This is a genomic window from Pseudomonas sp. NBRC 111143 (genome assembly GCF_001320965.1).
GTDB lineage: Bacteria > Pseudomonadota > Gammaproteobacteria > Pseudomonadales > Pseudomonadaceae > Aquipseudomonas > Aquipseudomonas machongensis.
Window position 1 is genome coordinate 78,226 of sequence record NZ_BCBT01000012.1, and the last position, 16,212, is coordinate 94,437.

Below are 16,212 nucleotides of genomic sequence, written 5' to 3' on the forward strand. Positions count from 1 at the left end.
TGAGGATTAGGGCATCGAGGAACGCTGCGCTAGGATCGCCAGTCTAACCCAGGCAATTAGCCATCAGAGTCGATTCGATGACCATCACTTCCCGCCCTCCTCCCGGTCCTGTCCTGCTCGCCCTGCGTGAAGGTACGCAGGCCTGTCACAAGGCCCTGGAGGCGCGCCTGCCGTTTTTCAGCGAAGGCTTCGACCATGACGCCTATCGCCGCCTCATCGAGGCGTACTACGGCTTTCACGCACCGCTCGAAGCATTGCTGGCAACGCACCAGGGCAATGAGCGCAACAAGGCTGAGGCGCTGTGCCGCGACCTGCAGGCGCTCAAGCTGAGCGCCGAGCAGATAGACGCGCTGCCGCTGTGCCGGGACTTGCCAGCCATCACCGATGAGGCCAGCGCGCTGGGTGTGATGTACGTAGTGGAGGGCTCCACCCTCGGTGGTCAGGTGCTCAGGCGTGCCATGGCGCAGCGCCTGGGTATCGACGCCGACAGCGGCGGTGGTTTTCTCGATGTGTATGGCAGCGCCACCGCCAGCCACTGGCGCGGCTTTATCGAACGCCTGGATCGGCGCCCCCTGTCACCCGAAAACCAGGCCCGCGCCGTGGCTGCGGCGGTCGCGACCTTCACCTGCTTCGAGCGCTGGCTGGAGCAGCGCGCGGTGTTGTTGCACCCAATTGAGTGCTAAGCGCCACCGTTGATCGACCTGAAAAACGTCACATACCCTGTAGGAGCGGGCTCGTCCCGCGATCGGGCGCGAAGCGGCCGTAAAACCGAGCTTCGAGGTGTTTCAGGAATACCCCGGTTGCCTGATCTACGGCCGCTACGCGCCCGATCGCGGGACGAGCCCGCTTGTAAAGGGGCGCCTGTGTTTGATATCAGAACGAAATATTCAACGCCGCAAACAGCGCCCTGCCCGGCTGGTTGTAGGTGTTGGCACCGGCGCTGCTGGCGTTGCCGCCGCGCAGGATCTGCTTGTCGAACACGTTGTTCACCCCCACCCGCACATCGTAGTTGGCATTGAACTTGTACCCGGCACTCACATCCACCAGCCCATAGGCTTCGACATCCTTCTGCGCCGACTCGTCATAGCGCTCCTGGGTGCGGTAGTTCCAGGTCGGCGACTTCTGCTTGCCGAACCAGGTACCGGCCAGCTGCAGCGACAACTTGTCGGTCGCGCGCCAGTCCAGGGTGGTGTTGACCGTGTACTCGGGGATCACCGACAGCGGCTCGCCGGTCTCACGGTTGTCATTGTCGAGCATCCAGGTCAGGTTGGTGTTCCAGTCCAGGCTCGGGGTGAGCTCGACGAACAGGTTGCCCTCAAGGCCTTCTACCCGTGCCTTGCCGGCGTTTTCCCACTGGGTCACACGACTGCCGCCATTGATCGCGTAGACCACGTCGGTGCCGCCAATGATCTTGTTCTGGTAGTCGTTGCGGAAATAGGTCGCACTGGTGCGCCAGGTGCCGCGGTCATACAGCAGGCCGATCTCCTTGTTGACGCTGATCTCAGGCTTGAGGTCGGCGTTGCCCTGCAGGTAGCAGCCGCCGGAGTTGGTCTGCTGCACGCTGCAGCCATTGCCGCGGCTGTAGAGCAGGTAGCTGGGGTTGGACTGGTACAGGTTCGGCGTCTTGTAGGCACGGGCGATGCCGCCCTTGAAGGTCAGTTCGTCGGTGATCTTGTGCGACAGGTTCAAGCTGGGGCTGAAGTTGTCGCCGAAGGTCTCGTGGTGATCGAAACGCAAACCCGGCGTGACGGTGGTCGCGCCAATGATGATGTTGTCCTCGACGAACAAGGCATGGCTGCGCGCCTGCATCGTCGAATCGCTACGGTCGAAGCCTGCGATCACGTCGTTGCCAACGCCTGTCGGGTCGGAGCTCTGCGGACGGAACGAGCCCTGGTCGTTGAGGGTTTCATAGAGGTACTCGCCGCCAACGGTCAGCACGTGCTCCGTGGCGCCCACGGCGAACGGCAAGTTGACCTCGCTCGACAGGCGCGTGTTGCGCAAGCGCGAGAATGCCGCATCGTTGCCGTCGATCGCCCCTTCGGTGCGCCCGGCCATGCCCTCGTTCAAGCGCCAGTTGCGCACGTACTCATAGGCCAACACGGTCTTGCTGGTGCCCCAGGTGAAGTCGCCCAGGTGCGTCAGGTCGTAGGTGTTGCGCTGCATCACGTTGGTCTCGTGGCCATACAGGCTGGAGATCAGCTGCGCGTTGCCACCGCCGTTGCTGTTCATGGTGTCGCCAGCGTAGATATTGCCCTGGCGGCTGTAGCCTGCGCTCATCTCCAGGCGATGCTCGTCGTTGAGCTTCCAGCTCAGCAGGCCGTTGATATCCTTGTTGCGCACACCCTCGCGCCCGGCCACGGTCGAGCTGCCGGCGTGTGCGGCGTTGATGTCCAGGTCGTCGGCGTCGGTCTTGGCCAGGCCGCCGTAGAGACGGAACCCCAGGGTGTCGGTCAGGCCACCACCGAGGTTGAAGTTGGTCCGGTGGCTGGCGCCCTCGGCGCTGTCCTCCGGCATCAGGGTGTACAGGCTGACGCTGCCCTTGAGTGCTTCGCTGGGGCGCTTGGTGATGATGTTGACCACCCCGCCCATGGCGCCCGAGCCATAGCGCGCGGCTGCGGGGCCACGCAGGATCTCGATGCGCTCGACCGCTTCGGCCGGCACCCAGTTGGTCTCGCCGCGGGTATCGCGGTCGCCGTTCCAGCCATAGCGCACCGAGTTGCGTGCACTCGATGGCTTGCCATCGATCAGGATCAGGGTGTTTTCGGGGCCCATGCCGCGCAGGTCGATCTGCCGGTTGTTGCCACGGGCGCCGCTGGCACTGTTGCCGGTGAGGTTGACCCCCGGTTCGCGGCGGATGATGTCGGACAGGTCATTGGCCGGCGGGCGGCGCTTGATGTCCTCTTCGGTGATGACCGACGATCCCAGCGCCTGGCGTGCCTCACGCTCGGCCGTCACCAGCGTGTCTTCGATGACCAGCGCCTGCTCGGCGAATGCTGAAGTCGTTGCCACGGGCGCGGCCAGGGCAACGATGGCCAGCGCCAGGCGGTGCGGGGAAGGTCGGGTGTGCATCGGTACATCTCCTGAAATCGTGTGCGAGAAGCAAGCCGCGCCCCGGTCGGCAGGCCCCTCGCCCACCGGCCCGGCAAAAAGGCGGGTCCGTCAGGGATGGCGAATATAACGATTCTCAAATAGGTTTAAATCTTATTTACGAAATTTACAGATTGCCTGTAAACCCGCCTGGCAGACACCCGCACCCGAGGCGGGCTAGACCAGCACCGCGCCCAGAGCATTGATGGCCTGCACCAGCTGTGGTGCGTCACCCTGTACCCGTACCGCCAGCCCTTCGATCTCGCGACGGACCGGATACTGCTTGCGCAGCAGGTCGAATGCCGCACGTTGCTCGGTGGGATCCTCGCTCAGGCTGCGACGAAAATCCGCATCGTCGCGACGCGGGTCGTAGACCGCACGGCACAGGGTTGCCAGCGCCCAGGCCGGGTCGGCGCTGGCATCGAAGTCCAGGCGTGCCAGCGCTGGCGACGGCAGCAGGTCGGCCAGGTGCACCTGCTCCGGCAAACCTTGCGAACGGCAGAAGGCCTGGTAGATCTGCGCGGTCCCGCGCTGCTTGCCATCGAGGCTGTAGCCGGCGATATGCGGCGTGGCCAGGGTGCACAGGTCGGCCAGCGCCAGGTCGACCTGCGGCTCGCCCTCCCAGACATCCAGCACCGCGTGGACATCCTCGCGGTCCAGCAGCAGCTCGCGTAGGGCGTCATTGTCCACTACCGGCCCACGGCTGGCATTGATCAGCCAGGCCCCTGGGCGCAGGCGGGCCAGTTGCCGCGCACCGAGCAGATGCCAGGTCGGATGTTCGCCGCCGCGTTGCAGCGGGGTATGCAGGCTGATGGTGTCACACTGCTCAAGCAACGTGTCCAGGCTGACGAAATCGCCCTCTTCGCTGGCTGCGCGCAGCGGATCGCACACCAGCACCCGCCAGCCCAGGCCTCGCAGTACACGGACCAGACGCCCGCCCACCTCACCGGCTCCGACCACGCCATACACCCGCTTGGGCAGCTCCACGCCATCGAGCTCGGCCAGGGTCAGCAGGCTGCCCAGCACGTAGTCCACCACGCCGCGGGCGTTGCAGCCAGGCGCGCTGCTCCAGTGGATGTCGGCCTGAGCGAAGTATTCGAGATCAAGGTGGTCGGTGCCGATGGTGCAGGTGCCGACGAAGCGCACCTTGCTGCCTTCGAGCAGTTGCCGGTCGACGCGGGTGACCGAGCGCACCAGCAGCAGATCGGCATCCCTGACACAGGCTGCATCGATGGCCCGGCCAGGGTAACGGCGGATTTCGCCGAATCCGGCGAAGAAGGCATCGAGCAGCGGGATATTTTCGTCGGCAACGATCAGCATGGGCGCTCTCCTTTCAGGGGAGCGCAGTGTAGGCGCTGTGGCCTGTGCGATCCAGCTCAGTCGGCCTTCTTGCGAATCCAGTACAGGTAGGTGCCGGCGTCTTCCTGCTGTTGCACCAGCTCATGGCCGAGGAAGGTGCAGAACTTGGGGATGTCGCGGCGGGTCGAGGGGTCGGTGGCGATGACCTTCAGCAGGCCGCCAGCAGCGAGGTTGCGCACGTGTTGATGCAGCATCATCACCGGCTCCGGACAGTTCAGGCCGGTGGCGTCGAGGGTCGCGTCTGGAGTGAAGTCGGTCATGGTGGGCTCCGCAAATTGTGGGGTATTGTCGCGCAAACCGCGTGCAGGTCAAACAGGGGCCGCAGCACGGCCCCGATCGTCTCAACGCGGCTTGAGGTCGAGCCGGCGAAGGTGGCAAGTGACCTCTTCGCGGTCGTGGTACAGCTGTTTGCAGGCTATCGACACCTTGACCTTGCGCGCCTTGAACGAGGCCTCGATGCGATCGAGCAGCTTGCGCACCTCGGCGTGACGCTGCTTCATCGGCAGCTTGAGGTTGACCACGGCCTCGCGGCACAACCCCTCGCCCAGCCAGGTTTCGATCAGCGAGGCCGTGCGTGCGGGCTTCTCGACGATGTCGCAGACCATCCAGTCAACGGTCTGCTTGGGCTTCCAGGTAAAGCCGTCGGCCATCAAATGCTGCACCAGCCCCGTATCCATCAGGCTTTCAGCCATCGGGCCGTTGTCGATGGCGGTGACCAGCATGCCACGCTTGACCAGCTGGTAGGTCCAGCCACCCGGTGAAGCGCCCAGGTCGACGCCGGTCATGTCGTCGTTCAGGCGTTGGTCCCATTGATCGCGGGGGATGAACTGGTGCCAGGCTTCCTCAAGCTTGAGGGTCGAGCGGCTCGGCGCCTCGCGCGGGAACTTCAGGCGCGGGATGCCCATCGGCCACAGCGCCGAATTGCCCGCTTCGGCCAGGCCGAGAAACACCCGTCGGCCACTGATGAACGTCAGCAGCAGGCGTGGCTTGCTGGCATCCTCGACCAGACGCCCCGCCTTCTCCAGCGCCTTGCGCAGCGGCACCTCGAATTTGCGGCAGAAGGTCGACAGCTCCTTGCCGTCGTTGCTGTCGAGCACCTCCAGCCACAGGCTGCCACACACCGGCAGGCCCGCCAGGTGCTCGAGCAGCACACTGATCCGGTCAGTCTCCGGCAGCTCGACGAAGTCGCCGCGCGCCCATTGGCGCGGGAAGATCAGCCGGTCGAAGCGCAGCTCACGCATCAGGCGTTCGGCACCGCCTTCGTCGAGGCAAACGAATTCGGCGCTGGCGCTCTGCGGCTTGCCCTTGGCATAGCCGGCCACGCCCAGGTGCGCGGCGTGTTCGCTGATTTCGGCGCAGACCTCGCCCTCGAAGCCGGGCCGGCAATGCATGAACAGGGTATTCATCTCTTACTCCACATCACTGGCGCAGACAGCGCCAGGGCGGCGAATGATAAAGGAAGTTCGGAACCTGCGACATGCCCCGCAGGTCCAGAACAACGTCAGGCCCGCCAAAGCGGTCTAACCTGATTGTTCAGCCTGGCCCGTGCCGTGCGGGCCGATACAGAGCGGTGATACCGGTAACCACGACTGCCGGGCACCGGAGCACAAGGAGTTGGCAATGCCCTCGCTCGATAGCCTGAGAACCCTCAAGACCCTCCAGGTGGCCGACCGCGCCTACCACTATTTCAGCCTCACCGAGGCCGCCAGCCAGTTGGGCGACCTGCAACGCCTGCCCATGTCGCTCAAGGTCCTGCTGGAAAACCTGCTGCGCTGGGAAGATGGCAAAACTGTCACCGGCGACGACTTGCGAGCCCTGGCCGGCTGGCTGCAAGAGCGACGCTCCGACCGCGAGATCCAGTATCGACCCGCGCGGGTGCTGATGCAGGACTTCACCGGCGTGCCCGCCGTGGTCGACCTCGCCGCCATGCGCGCGGCCATGGCCAAGGCGGGCGGCGATCCCCAGCGGATCAACCCGCTGTCGCCGGTTGACCTGGTGATCGACCACTCGGTAATGGTCGACCGCTACGCCACCGCCGAAGCCTTCGAACAGAACGTCGACATCGAGATGCAGCGCAACGGCGAACGCTACGCCTTCCTGCGCTGGGGCCAGAGTGCCTTCGACAACTTCCGCGTGGTGCCACCGGGTACGGGGATCTGCCACCAGGTCAACCTGGAATACCTTGGCCGCACCGTGTGGACCCGCGAGGAAGACGGGCGCACCTACGCCTTCCCCGACACCCTGGTCGGCACCGACTCGCACACCACCATGATCAACGGCCTGGGCGTGCTCGGCTGGGGTGTCGGTGGCATCGAGGCGGAGGCGGCGATGCTCGGCCAGCCGGTGTCGATGCTGATCCCAGAGGTGATCGGTTTCAAGCTCACCGGCAAGCTGCGCGAAGGCATCACCGCCACCGACCTGGTGCTGACGGTCACGCAGATGCTGCGCAAGAAGGGCGTGGTCGGCAAGTTCGTCGAATTCTATGGCGACGGCCTGGCCGACCTGCCGCTGGCCGACCGCGCCACCATTGCCAACATGGCGCCGGAATACGGCGCCACCTGCGGCTTCTTCCCGGTCGATGACGTCACCCTCGACTACCTGCGCTTGTCCGGCCGCCCCGACGAGACCGTGCAACTGGTCGAAGCCTACTGCAAGGCCCAGGGCCTGTGGCGCCTGCCTGGCCAGGAACCGCTGTTCAGCGACAGCCTGGCGCTGGACATGCACGAGGTCGAAGCCAGCCTCGCCGGGCCCAAGCGCCCGCAGGACCGAGTGGCGCTGTCCCAGGTCAGCCAGGCCTTCGACGGCTTCATCGAACTGCAGCCCAAGCCCTTGGCCAAGGAGGTCGGACGCCTGGAAAGCGAAGGGGGTGGCGGTGTTGCCGTGGGTAACGCCGACCAGGCCGGCGAGATCGACTACACGCACAACGGCCAGACCCACAAGCTGCGCGACGGCGCCGTGGTGATCGCGGCCATCACCTCCTGTACCAACACCTCCAACCCCAGCGTGATGATGGCCGCCGGGCTGGTCGCCAAGAAAGCCATCGAGAAAGGCCTGGCTCGCAAACCCTGGGTCAAGAGTTCACTGGCGCCAGGTTCGAAAGTGGTCACTGACTACTTCAAGGCGGCCGGCCTTACCCCCTACCTCGATCAGTTGGGCTTCGACCTGGTCGGCTATGGCTGCACCACCTGCATCGGCAACTCGGGGCCGCTGGACGAGGCCATCGAGAAAGCGATCGGCAGTGCCGACCTGACCGTGGCGTCGGTGCTGTCGGGTAATCGCAACTTCGAAGGCCGGGTGCACCCGCTGGTCAAGACCAACTGGCTGGCCTCGCCACCGCTGGTGGTGGCCTATGCCCTGGCCGGCAGCGTGCGCGTGGATCTCACCCAGGATGCCCTGGGCACTGGCAAGGACGGCCAGCCGGTATACCTGCGCGATATCTGGCCCAGCCAACAGGAAATCGCCGACGCAGTGGCCAAGGTCGATACCGCCATGTTCCACAAGGAGTATGCCGAGGTGTTTGCCGGTGACGCCCAATGGCAGGCCATCGAAGTACCCCAGGCCGCTACCTATGTCTGGCAGGACGACTCCACCTACATCCAGCACCCGCCGTTCTTCGACGATATCGGCGGCCCGCTGCCGGAAATTGCCGACGTGCAAGGGGCGCGCATTCTCGCGTTGCTCGGCGACTCGGTGACCACCGACCACATCTCTCCAGCCGGCAACATCAAGGCCGACAGCCCTGCCGGTCGCTACCTGCGCGACAAGGGCGTGGAGCCGCGCGACTTCAACTCCTATGGTTCACGTCGCGGCAACCACGAAGTGATGATGCGCGGCACCTTTGCCAACATCCGCATACGCAACGAAATGCTCGGCGGCGAGGAAGGCGGCAATACGCTGCATGTGCCCAGCGGCGAAAAACTGTCGATCTACGATGCCGCCATGCGCTATCAGGCGGAAGGCACGCCGCTGGTGGTGATCGCCGGGCAGGAATACGGCACCGGCTCCAGCCGCGACTGGGCCGCCAAGGGCACCAACCTGCTGGGGGTCAAGGCAGTGTTGGCCGAGAGCTTCGAGCGTATCCACCGCTCCAACCTGGTAGGCATGGGCGTTCTGCCCCTGCAGTTCAAGGCTGGCGACGATCGCAAGCGCCTGGGCCTGACCGGCAAGGAGCGCATCGATGTGCTGGGGCTCAGTGCCGCACAGATCCGCCCGGGCATGAACCTGCAGTTGCGCATCCTGCGCGAGGATGGCCAGCAACAGGAGATCGAGGTGCTGTGCCGGATCGACACGCTCAATGAAGTCGAGTACTTCAAGTCGGGCGGAATTCTGCACTACGTGCTGCGGCAACTGATCGCCGGTTGAAGGGAAGGCATCGCGGGTTCGCCCGCGATGCCTCTGCGACGTGTCCTGGCGGCCTCGGGGTGAGTCAAAGCACCATATCGATTTGCCACCTACCGGATTTCCGATGTCGCCTGCCCACTGGATCGTCCTCGCCCTGCTTGGTCTGGGCTATGCCCTGGCCCTGTTCCACGGCCACCTGGGGCTCGCCGCCCTGCCCGCCTTGCTCGCCCTGTGTTGTACGGCACTGCTGGTGCGACGACCCGCAGGTTGGCAAAGAGTGCTCGGGCATGGCTTGTTCATCGTCCTGGCCCTTGCCCTGGCGCTGCACTGGTTGCCCGGTTTCCAGGGGGCAAAGGTCATCGACAAGGTGGTGTTCAGCGACGGCGCGCTGCCGTTCTCCATGTACCTGAACCTGGACAAGCCGCTGATCGGCTTCTGGATTCTGCTGGCTTGCCCCTGGATCCTGAGCCTGCGCGGGCGCGGTCTACTGCCAAGCCTCGGGCTGGTCTTGCCGCTGACACTGCTGGCTTGCCTGGGTGGCGCCTGGTCGCTTGGGATGGTGGGTTGGGCGCCGAAATGGCCGGAACAGACCTGGATCTGGGCCCTGAACAACCTGCTGCTGGTCAGCCTGACCGAAGAGCTGCTGTTCCGCGGCTATATCCAAGGTGGGCTGCAACGCCTGTTCAGGCACCAGGGGCTTGCATTGATCGTGGCCGCTCTGTTGTTCGGCCTGGCGCATCTGGGGAGCGGATGGCAGTGGTTCTACCTGGCAAGCCTGGCGGGTATCGGCTACGGCCTGGCGTATCGCCTCGGCGGCTTGAGCGCTGCGGTCGTGTGCCATTTCGCTGTCAATCTGACCCATTTCGCACTGTTTACCTATCCGATGCTGGCCCCACGCTGAACAACGAGTCATGATTGGACCATAACGTCATAAATCGTTAAAAATGCTGACATCTTGAGCGCAAATGCAACAAACGAGCCGCCTCCCTAGCTGATGGCTCATAGCCACTTATTGCTCCAGGTCAAGCAAGTTAAATATTCATTCAATAAAACCATGGGCTTGCCGATACCTGTCGAAAGCCTTGCGGATTGAACAGCCAATGCGTAACAACCAGCCGATTACCCAGAGAGAACGGACTTTCCCTGCCCAGCAGCGGTTGATTTCCACCACCAACGCCAAAGGCGTGATCACCTACTGCAACGATGCTTTCATCGAAATCAGCGGTTTCTCACGCGAAGAGCTCACGGGAGCGCCACACAATCTGGTACGCCACCCTGACGTGCCCCCAGCAGTGTTCGCCCACATGTGGCAGACCCTCAAGCAGGGCCTGCCGTGGATGGGGATCGTCAAGAACCGCTGCAAGTCAGGCGACCATTACTGGGTCAATGCCTACGTCACGCCGATCTTCGACAACAACCAGGTAGTCGGTTTCGAGTCGGTGCGGGTCAAGCCCACGGCCGAACAGATCCGTCGCGCCGAAGCGCTTTACCAGCGTCTGAACCAGGGCAAGCCGGCGGTGCCGCGTCGTGACAAGTGGTTGCCGGTGCTGCAGGACTGGCTGCCGTTCATTCTCATCAGCCAGATCGGCTTCCTCATCGGCAACTGGCTCGGCCACTCCTGGGGCTTTGCCCTGGCTGCTGCCGTTTCCGTCCCCCTCGGCCTGCTTGGCCTCACCTGGCAGCAGCGCGGCCTCAAGCGCCTGTTGCGCCTGGCCGAACAGACCACTTCCGATCCGCTGATCGCGCAGATGTTCACCGACAGCCGTGGCGTGCAGGCACGCCTGGAAATGGCCATGCTCAGCCAGGAATCCCGCCTGAAAACCTGCCTCACCCGGCTGCAGGACAGTGCCGAGCACCTGAGCGAGCAGGCGCGCCAGTCCGATGTGCTGGCGCACAAGAGTTCTTCGGGGCTGGAACGCCAGCGCGTGGAGACCGAGCAAGTCGCCGCTGCCGTCAACCAGATGGCTGCTACCACGCAAGAAGTGGCCAACCACGTGCAGCGCACCGCCGACGCCACCCAGGAAGCCAATCGCCTGACCAGCCAGGGCCGTCAGATCGCCGGGGAAACCCGCGAAGCCATCGAACGCCTCTCCGCAGCGGTGGGTGAAACCGGCCAGACCGTCACCCAATTGGCCAAGGACAGCGACGAGATCGGTGGTGTGGTCGATGTGATCAAGGGCATCGCCGACCAGACCAACCTGCTGGCGCTCAATGCTGCCATCGAAGCGGCCCGCGCCGGCGAAATGGGCCGGGGCTTCGCTGTGGTTGCCGACGAAGTGCGCCAGTTGGCGCAACGTACCGCCGAATCCACCGGACAGATCCACGGCCTGATCGCCAAGCTGCAGCAGACTGCCAGCAATGCCGTGCAAACCATGGAGACCGGCCACCGTCAGGCCGAGGAAGGCGTCGAGCGAGTGATGCAAGCCGACCAGGCGCTGGTAGGGATCAGCGAAGCGGTGGCCAACATCACCGACATGGCTACCCAGATCGCTGCCGCCACGGAAGAGCAGACTGCAGTGGCGGACGAGATCAGCCGTAACATCAGCACCATAGCCGATCTGGCCGACCAGACGGCAGAGCAGGCGCAGCATTCGGCACTGCTCAGTGAAGAACTGACCAGTACGGCCGGAACGCAGTACTCGCTAGTGGAGCGGTTCAACCGCTGAGTGACAAAAAAGGGGCTGCCTGAGGCAGCCCCTTTTTTTACCAGTCCAGACTCAAACGGCTCTGGAAATACCGCTTTTCACCCGTCAGCGGATCGTCGAACCCGAGACTTTGCGCCAGCAGTTTCAATGGCCGCTCGTAATCGTCCTCGCCCTCGAGCAATGTCGGGTAGAACGGGTCGTTGCTGATCGCGGCGCCCAGTGCCGCCATGTGCACTCTCAACTGATGGGTCTTGCCGGTCACGGGCGAGAGCCCGTAACGCCACAGGTTACCGTTCTTCTCCAGGACTTCGGCCAGGGTCTCGCTGTTCGCCACCCCTTCGACCTCACGCATGCGAAAGAACGGCTCACCATGCTCCAGCCGACTACGGTGCACCAACGGAAACTCCCGCGTCGGCAGCGCAGCAGCGATGGCCTGGTAGCGCTTGTCGATGCGCCGCTCGGGAAACAGCCGCTGATAGGCGCTGCGCGACTGCGGATTGGACGAGAACAGCACCAACCCCGCCGTATGCCGGTCGATGCGGTGCAGCGGCACCAGGTGCGGATTGTCCAGACGACGGATCAGGCGTCGCAGCAGGGTGTGCTCGACATATTCGCCCGTGGGTGTGACTGGCAGGAAATGCGGCTTGTCCGCCACCACCAGGTGCTCATCGCAATGCAGGATCGTTTCCTGCGCCGCAATGGGCTTTTCATTGGGGACTTCACGAAAGTAATGCAGACGCATGCCACGGCGGTAAGGCAGATCGGCCGCCACTGCCCTGCCCTCGGCATCCAGCACTCGCCCTCGACTGAAGCGATCAAGCCATTGGTCACGACCAATGGCCTTAAAGTGATCGGAGAGGCAATCGAGGACCGTGATCCAATCGCCAGGCGGCAAACAAACGGTACTGGCTTGCTGGTGAGCGGGGTCGAACGGCGTGGACATGGCAGGCTCTGTAATCAATGAGCGGGCATTATCGCCAATGCCCGCTCACTCAACCAGCCTCGCCAACTTGCTCACAACGCGACTTGAGCCAGCGCAACACCTGCACCGCCTCCCAGCGTCCGGCATCATAAAGGGCGTAGACCACCCCCTCGTAGCCAACGACATCCAGCGGGCGATGAAAGCCTGCGCGCTGGAACAGTGCCTCGATCTCGGCAAAGCAGGTATTGAAATGGACCTTGCCGAACGGAGTACGGTCGTCGGTCACCAAGCCCTCCATGCGCAGCTCGAGCACCGCATCGCACACCGCTTCCGGGGGCATGCGGTTGACGCTGTACTTCAGTTGCTCGACATTGTGCATCGCCTAACCCCTAATACTGTATCTTTATACAGCATACGAATACCGTGGCCATTCCGTCAATTCGCAACAGCTCATTGCAAGCCTGGCAGGTGGCCGGTCCCCGTGCGAACAGTCATAACCTGGCGCCTGGGGTTGTCGCGTGAAATGGCCAGGTGAACCCAGGTGTCGAACTCCAGGATCAGTTGATCGAACACAATGGAACTGTCGCGAATGCATTCGGCCAGTTGCCGGGGCGTCATCGTTTTCACGCACATGTCGGCGGCCAGGCCGAGGCAATGCGCACTGTTGGGCACGCCGCCCACAAGCTGGTTGACGGTTTCATTGCGAAAACCGCTGGTGATCTGGATCGGGGAGTCGATCAAGGCTCGCACCTCTTCGAGCACCCCGCACAGCAAGCGCAGATTGGCCATGGCCTCGGGACTGGGATCGTTGGGTATGGCGTTGTGCGCGGCGGCCAGCGAAAACGTCATCTCTTCGAGCGTGAAGTTCGGCGTAATAAACATGATGTGTCCCCGGGTGATCGGCTGTATCGGGCCAGCATCATCGACCAGGATCACACCGGACGGGATGAAGGAAACGCTCCCCTCTCCCTCTCACTTGAGGAACGCCGCCACCTGCTGCGCGTCGAACGGCCAGGGCAGTTCAGTGCCACTGTCGCAGCGACGCAATACAGGGATGATCAAGCCGTAACGCTCGAACATGGCTTCATCATCGGCGATATCAACCAATTCGACCCACAGCCCGTGCTCGACGAACGGCATCAACACAGCCTCGGCGACTTCACACAAATGGCACCCCAAGGTGCCGAACAGTTGGCATTCAGGCAGCATCATCAGTTCCCGGGATCCACTGAAGAGACGCTCATTCTAGGCTCGCCGGGAGCCGCCTGCATCTGCTGCTCAATCCTGGCTGGTGGCGCCGATACGGTGCAGGGAGAGGTCCGCCCCCTGGAACTCCTGCTCATGACTCAAGCGCAACCCATGTACCGCCCTGACCAGCCCGTACACGGCAAAGCCACCAGCCAAGGCCACCAGTACGCCTGCCAGGCTGCCAAACAACTGGCTCGCCAGGCTGACACCGCCCAGCCCTCCGAGCGCCGACTGGCCGAAGATACCGCACGCCAAGCCGCCCCAAACACCGCATACACCATGTAGCGGCCATACGCCCAGGACATCGTCGACTTTCCAACGATTCTGCGAGGCAGTGAAGCACCACACGAACAGTGCTCCCGCCACCAGCCCGGTCACCAGCGCGCCAACCGGGTGCATGAGATCGGAACCGGCACACACCGCCACCAATCCGGCCAGCGGGCCATTGTGCAGGAAGCCCGGGTCATTGCGTCCGACCAGCAAGGCCGAGAGCGTGCCGCCCACCATCGCCATCAGCGAATTGATCGCCACCAGGCCACTGACACCCTCCAGGGTCTGTGCACTCATGACGTTGAAGCCGAACCAGCCGATGATCAAGATCCACGACCCCAGCGCGAGGAACGGAATACTGGAAGGAGCGAAAGCCACCAGCCGTCCATCACGGTACCGTCCGCGACGGGCACCGAGCAGGATGACGGCAGCCAGCGCCAGCCAGCCGCCCATGGCATGCACCACCACCGAACCGGCAAAGTCATGGAACGGTGCGCCGAACCGGGCTTGCAACCAGGCCTGGACGCCCAGGTTGCCGTTCCACACCGCCCCTTCGAAGAAGGGGTAGACGAAGGCCACGATCAGCGCAGTGGCACATAACTGCGGGGCAAAACGCGCACGCTCGGCGATGCCTCCAGAGATGATTGCCGGAATCGCCGCAGCGAAGGTCAGCAGGAAGAAGCACTTGACCAAGGCATAGCCATGATCGCTGGCCAACTCCGCAGCCGGCTGGAAGAAGCTGACGCCATAGGCGATCCAGTAGCCGATGAAGAAGTACACCAGCGCCGAGACGGCGAAGTCGCTGAGAATCTTGCACAGGGCATTGACCTGGTTCTTGTGCCGCACCGTACCGACCTCGAGAAAGGCGAAACCCGCGTGCATGGCCAGGACCAGAATGGCCCCCATGAGGATGAACAGGGTGTTGGAGCCATGGACCAGTGAGTCCATCGCGCTATGCATGTTTTCCATGGAATGGCAGACCTGCTGAAAAGTGCACCAGGACAGTTCAGAAACCTTGCTCGCGCACCTGATCGGTGCCTGCCGTGCGCCCCGTTTTGGGGGAGCGGCTACACAGGGAGTGGTTTTTTCTTGGGTTTGTCGTGGATTGGGTTAAGGTTTATCGGTGTCTGCCAGGGCCTTGCGCGCATATGGGGCAGCGCCCGGCATCGACGCCCCGCGACACGGCAGAACAAAGCAAACGCCGTACCAGCGACAAGTGGTGAACCTTCCGCCACACTCATCACTCGAAATAGCCACACACATCGACAGGGAGAGACCCAATGGCCAGCAAATCGGCAAAGACTGCACAAGAGATCTTGATGGCTGACTTCCAGGCACTGGTGCGCGACACCGAGAAATTGCTCGCCGACACCGCCAATCTGGCGGGCGACCAGGCCGACGAGCTGCGTGGCCAGATCCACGACCGTCTGCAGCAGGCCCGCGAAAGCCTGCAACTGACCCAGGACTCGGTCCGCGAGCGCGGCCAGGCAGCGCTGGGCAGTGCCGAGGAGTACGTACAGGAAAACCCATGGCAGGCCATCGGCATCGCGGCCGGTGTCGGGCTGCTGGTCGGCCTGCTCGCCAGCCGCCGCTGAGGAGGACGCATGGACAACGATGCCATCGGCGCCGGCGCTTCCGGCAGACGCCTCGGCGCGGCCATCCTGGGGCTGCTGCACAGCCACATCGAACTGTTCGGCATCGAATTGCAGGAGCAGAAAGGCCGTACCCTTCGCCTGCTGCTGTTCGCAGGCCTGGCACTGGTATTCGCCCTGCTCCTGCTGACCGCGCTGTCCGGGCTGATTCTGGTACTGCTGTGGGACAGCTACCGATTGGCCGGCATCGTCGGCCTTTGCGTGTTCTACAGCGCCGCGGCACTCTTCTGCGGCTTGCGCCTGAAGGCCGCTGTGTTCGATGAATCTTCACCGTTTAACAGCACCCTCGAAGAACTCGCCAAGGACCGGGAGCGCCTGTTGCCATGAGCCTGCCTGAACTGCCCAATACCCGTAATCCTCGCGAACTGCGCAAGGCGCTGCTACGCCTGCGTCTGGAAATGCACCGCCAGGAGATCCGCCACGAGTCCCGTCAACTGCTCGAGCCGGTCCAGCGCCTGCGCGGCATGGGCGCATCGGTCCAGGACGGCCTCGGCATCAAGCACGCTCCGTTGTGGGGCCTGGGTGTCGTGGTCGCCATGGGGTTTCTGACCGGAAAGGGCGTGCGCAGCGGCAACCTGGCGCGCCTGGTGCGCCTGGGTGGCAGCCTGGCCCCTCTGGTGCGCCTGTTCCTGCAGAACGGCCGTCATCGCTGAAACGAGGCGCCCGCCGCTTGCGCGGGCGCCCATGA

General features: G+C 63.6%; 16 protein-coding genes. 7 read left to right on the forward strand and 9 right to left on the reverse strand.

The genetic code is table 11. The features are described from left to right. Positions 1 to 77 precede the first annotated feature (77 nt). On the forward strand, positions 78 to 683 hold the full coding sequence (locus APH44_RS09500; protein ID WP_054892442.1) for a biliverdin-producing heme oxygenase: 606 nt from the start codon (positions 78 to 80) through the stop codon (positions 681 to 683). A 190-nt stretch (positions 684 to 873) separates the two neighbouring features. Here the strand turns inward: APH44_RS09500 and APH44_RS09505 are convergent, their stop codons facing one another. From APH44_RS09505 to rlmM, 4 genes are all read right to left on the reverse strand, one after another. After that, a complete protein-coding gene (locus APH44_RS09505) occupies positions 874 to 3,069 on the reverse strand; it encodes a TonB-dependent siderophore receptor (RefSeq protein WP_054892443.1) in 2,196 nt (731 codons plus the stop codon). 195 nt (positions 3,070 to 3,264) lie between these two features. Continuing rightward, entirely contained in the window at positions 3,265 to 4,407 is a 1,143-nt protein-coding gene (gene pdxB / locus APH44_RS09510) for a 4-phosphoerythronate dehydrogenase PdxB (protein ID WP_054892444.1), read from the reverse strand. 56 nt (positions 4,408 to 4,463) lie between these two features. Further along, positions 4,464 to 4,706, reverse strand: a complete 243-nt coding sequence (tusA, locus tag APH44_RS09515) for a sulfurtransferase TusA (RefSeq protein ID WP_054892445.1) — start codon at positions 4,704 to 4,706, stop codon at positions 4,464 to 4,466. 81 nt (positions 4,707 to 4,787) lie between these two features. After that, positions 4,788 to 5,852 (reverse strand): 23S rRNA (cytidine(2498)-2'-O)-methyltransferase RlmM, encoded by a 1,065-nt coding sequence (gene rlmM, locus APH44_RS09520; RefSeq protein ID WP_054892446.1) that lies wholly within the window; start codon positions 5,850 to 5,852, stop codon positions 4,788 to 4,790. A gap of 214 nt (positions 5,853 to 6,066) precedes the next feature. Here rlmM and acnA point away from each other — a divergent pair, with 214 nt between their 5' ends. The 3 genes from acnA (at position 6,067) to APH44_RS09535 (ending at position 11,453) form a co-directional block, all read left to right on the forward strand. Continuing rightward, a complete protein-coding gene (gene acnA / locus APH44_RS09525; protein ID WP_054892447.1) occupies positions 6,067 to 8,808 on the forward strand; it encodes an aconitate hydratase AcnA in 2,742 nt (913 codons plus the stop codon). 103 nt (positions 8,809 to 8,911) lie between these two features. After that, complete coding sequence (locus APH44_RS09530) at positions 8,912 to 9,688, forward strand: CPBP family intramembrane glutamic endopeptidase (protein ID WP_054892448.1); 777 nt, start codon at positions 8,912 to 8,914, stop codon at positions 9,686 to 9,688. A 199-nt stretch (positions 9,689 to 9,887) separates the two neighbouring features. Further along, the gene (locus APH44_RS09535) at positions 9,888 to 11,453 is read left to right on the forward strand and encodes a PAS domain-containing methyl-accepting chemotaxis protein (protein ID WP_054892449.1); all 1,566 of its coding nucleotides are present in this window, start codon (positions 9,888 to 9,890) and stop codon (positions 11,451 to 11,453) included. 37 nt (positions 11,454 to 11,490) lie between these two features. On the opposite strand, the gene APH44_RS09540 is transcribed toward APH44_RS09535, so the two are convergent. The 5 genes from APH44_RS09540 to APH44_RS09560 form a co-directional block, all read right to left on the reverse strand. Then, positions 11,491 to 12,375, reverse strand: a complete 885-nt coding sequence (locus tag APH44_RS09540; RefSeq protein ID WP_054892450.1) for a pseudouridine synthase — start codon at positions 12,373 to 12,375, stop codon at positions 11,491 to 11,493. A 49-nt stretch (positions 12,376 to 12,424) separates the two neighbouring features. Further along, positions 12,425 to 12,733, reverse strand: a complete 309-nt coding sequence (locus APH44_RS09545; protein WP_054892451.1) for a hypothetical protein — start codon at positions 12,731 to 12,733, stop codon at positions 12,425 to 12,427. 71 nt (positions 12,734 to 12,804) lie between these two features. Beyond that, positions 12,805 to 13,236 carry a D-Ala-D-Ala carboxypeptidase family metallohydrolase gene (locus tag APH44_RS09550; RefSeq protein ID WP_054892482.1) on the reverse strand — a complete coding sequence of 144 codons (432 nt, stop codon included), beginning with the start codon at positions 13,234 to 13,236 and terminating at the stop codon, positions 12,805 to 12,807. Positions 13,237 to 13,326: 90 nt separating this feature from the next. Then, a complete protein-coding gene (locus tag APH44_RS09555) occupies positions 13,327 to 13,563 on the reverse strand; it encodes a glutaredoxin family protein (protein ID WP_054892483.1) in 237 nt (78 codons plus the stop codon). 69 nt (positions 13,564 to 13,632) lie between these two features. Beyond that, a complete protein-coding gene (locus APH44_RS09560; protein WP_054892452.1) occupies positions 13,633 to 14,841 on the reverse strand; it encodes an ammonium transporter in 1,209 nt (402 codons plus the stop codon). A 311-nt stretch (positions 14,842 to 15,152) separates the two neighbouring features. On the opposite strand from APH44_RS09560, the gene APH44_RS09565 reads away from it, so the two are divergent. Genes APH44_RS09565 through APH44_RS09575 form a run of 3 tightly spaced genes read left to right on the forward strand, consistent with a single transcriptional unit; the run spans position 15,153 to position 16,177 of the window. Then, the gene (locus tag APH44_RS09565) at positions 15,153 to 15,467 is read left to right on the forward strand and encodes a YqjD family protein (RefSeq protein WP_054892453.1); all 315 of its coding nucleotides are present in this window, start codon (positions 15,153 to 15,155) and stop codon (positions 15,465 to 15,467) included. 9 nt (positions 15,468 to 15,476) lie between these two features. Then, positions 15,477 to 15,851, forward strand: coding sequence for a phage holin family protein (locus APH44_RS09570; RefSeq protein ID WP_054892454.1), 375 nt, complete (start codon positions 15,477 to 15,479; stop codon positions 15,849 to 15,851). Then, positions 15,848 to 16,177 (forward strand): hypothetical protein, encoded by a 330-nt coding sequence (locus tag APH44_RS09575; protein WP_054892455.1) that lies wholly within the window; start codon positions 15,848 to 15,850, stop codon positions 16,175 to 16,177. Before APH44_RS09570 ends, APH44_RS09575 begins: the two co-directional genes overlap by 4 nt. Positions 16,178 to 16,212: the final 35 nt, after the last annotated feature.

Coding starts and splice junctions, on each gene's coding strand:
- APH44_RS09500 (WP_054892442.1), top strand. CDS start 78: ATGACCATCACTTCCCGCCCTCCTCCCGGTCCTGTCCTGCTCGCCCTG.
- APH44_RS09505 (WP_054892443.1), bottom strand. CDS start 3,069: ATGCACACCCGACCTTCCCCGCACCGCCTGGCGCTGGCCATCGTTGCC.
- pdxB (WP_054892444.1), bottom strand. CDS start 4,407: ATGCTGATCGTTGCCGACGAAAATATCCCGCTGCTCGATGCCTTCTTC.
- tusA (WP_054892445.1), bottom strand. CDS start 4,706: ATGACCGACTTCACTCCAGACGCGACCCTCGACGCCACCGGCCTGAAC.
- rlmM (WP_054892446.1), bottom strand. CDS start 5,852: ATGAATACCCTGTTCATGCATTGCCGGCCCGGCTTCGAGGGCGAGGTC.
- acnA (WP_054892447.1), top strand. CDS start 6,067: ATGCCCTCGCTCGATAGCCTGAGAACCCTCAAGACCCTCCAGGTGGCC.
- APH44_RS09530 (WP_054892448.1), top strand. CDS start 8,912: ATGTCGCCTGCCCACTGGATCGTCCTCGCCCTGCTTGGTCTGGGCTAT.
- APH44_RS09535 (WP_054892449.1), top strand. CDS start 9,888: ATGCGTAACAACCAGCCGATTACCCAGAGAGAACGGACTTTCCCTGCC.
- APH44_RS09540 (WP_054892450.1), bottom strand. CDS start 12,375: ATGTCCACGCCGTTCGACCCCGCTCACCAGCAAGCCAGTACCGTTTGT.
- APH44_RS09545 (WP_054892451.1), bottom strand. CDS start 12,733: ATGCACAATGTCGAGCAACTGAAGTACAGCGTCAACCGCATGCCCCCG.
- APH44_RS09550 (WP_054892482.1), bottom strand. CDS start 13,236: ATGTTTATTACGCCGAACTTCACGCTCGAAGAGATGACGTTTTCGCTG.
- APH44_RS09555 (WP_054892483.1), bottom strand. CDS start 13,563: ATGCTGCCTGAATGCCAACTGTTCGGCACCTTGGGGTGCCATTTGTGT.
- APH44_RS09560 (WP_054892452.1), bottom strand. CDS start 14,841: ATGGAAAACATGCATAGCGCGATGGACTCACTGGTCCATGGCTCCAAC.
- APH44_RS09565 (WP_054892453.1), top strand. CDS start 15,153: ATGGCCAGCAAATCGGCAAAGACTGCACAAGAGATCTTGATGGCTGAC.
- APH44_RS09570 (WP_054892454.1), top strand. CDS start 15,477: ATGGACAACGATGCCATCGGCGCCGGCGCTTCCGGCAGACGCCTCGGC.
- APH44_RS09575 (WP_054892455.1), top strand. CDS start 15,848: ATGAGCCTGCCTGAACTGCCCAATACCCGTAATCCTCGCGAACTGCGC.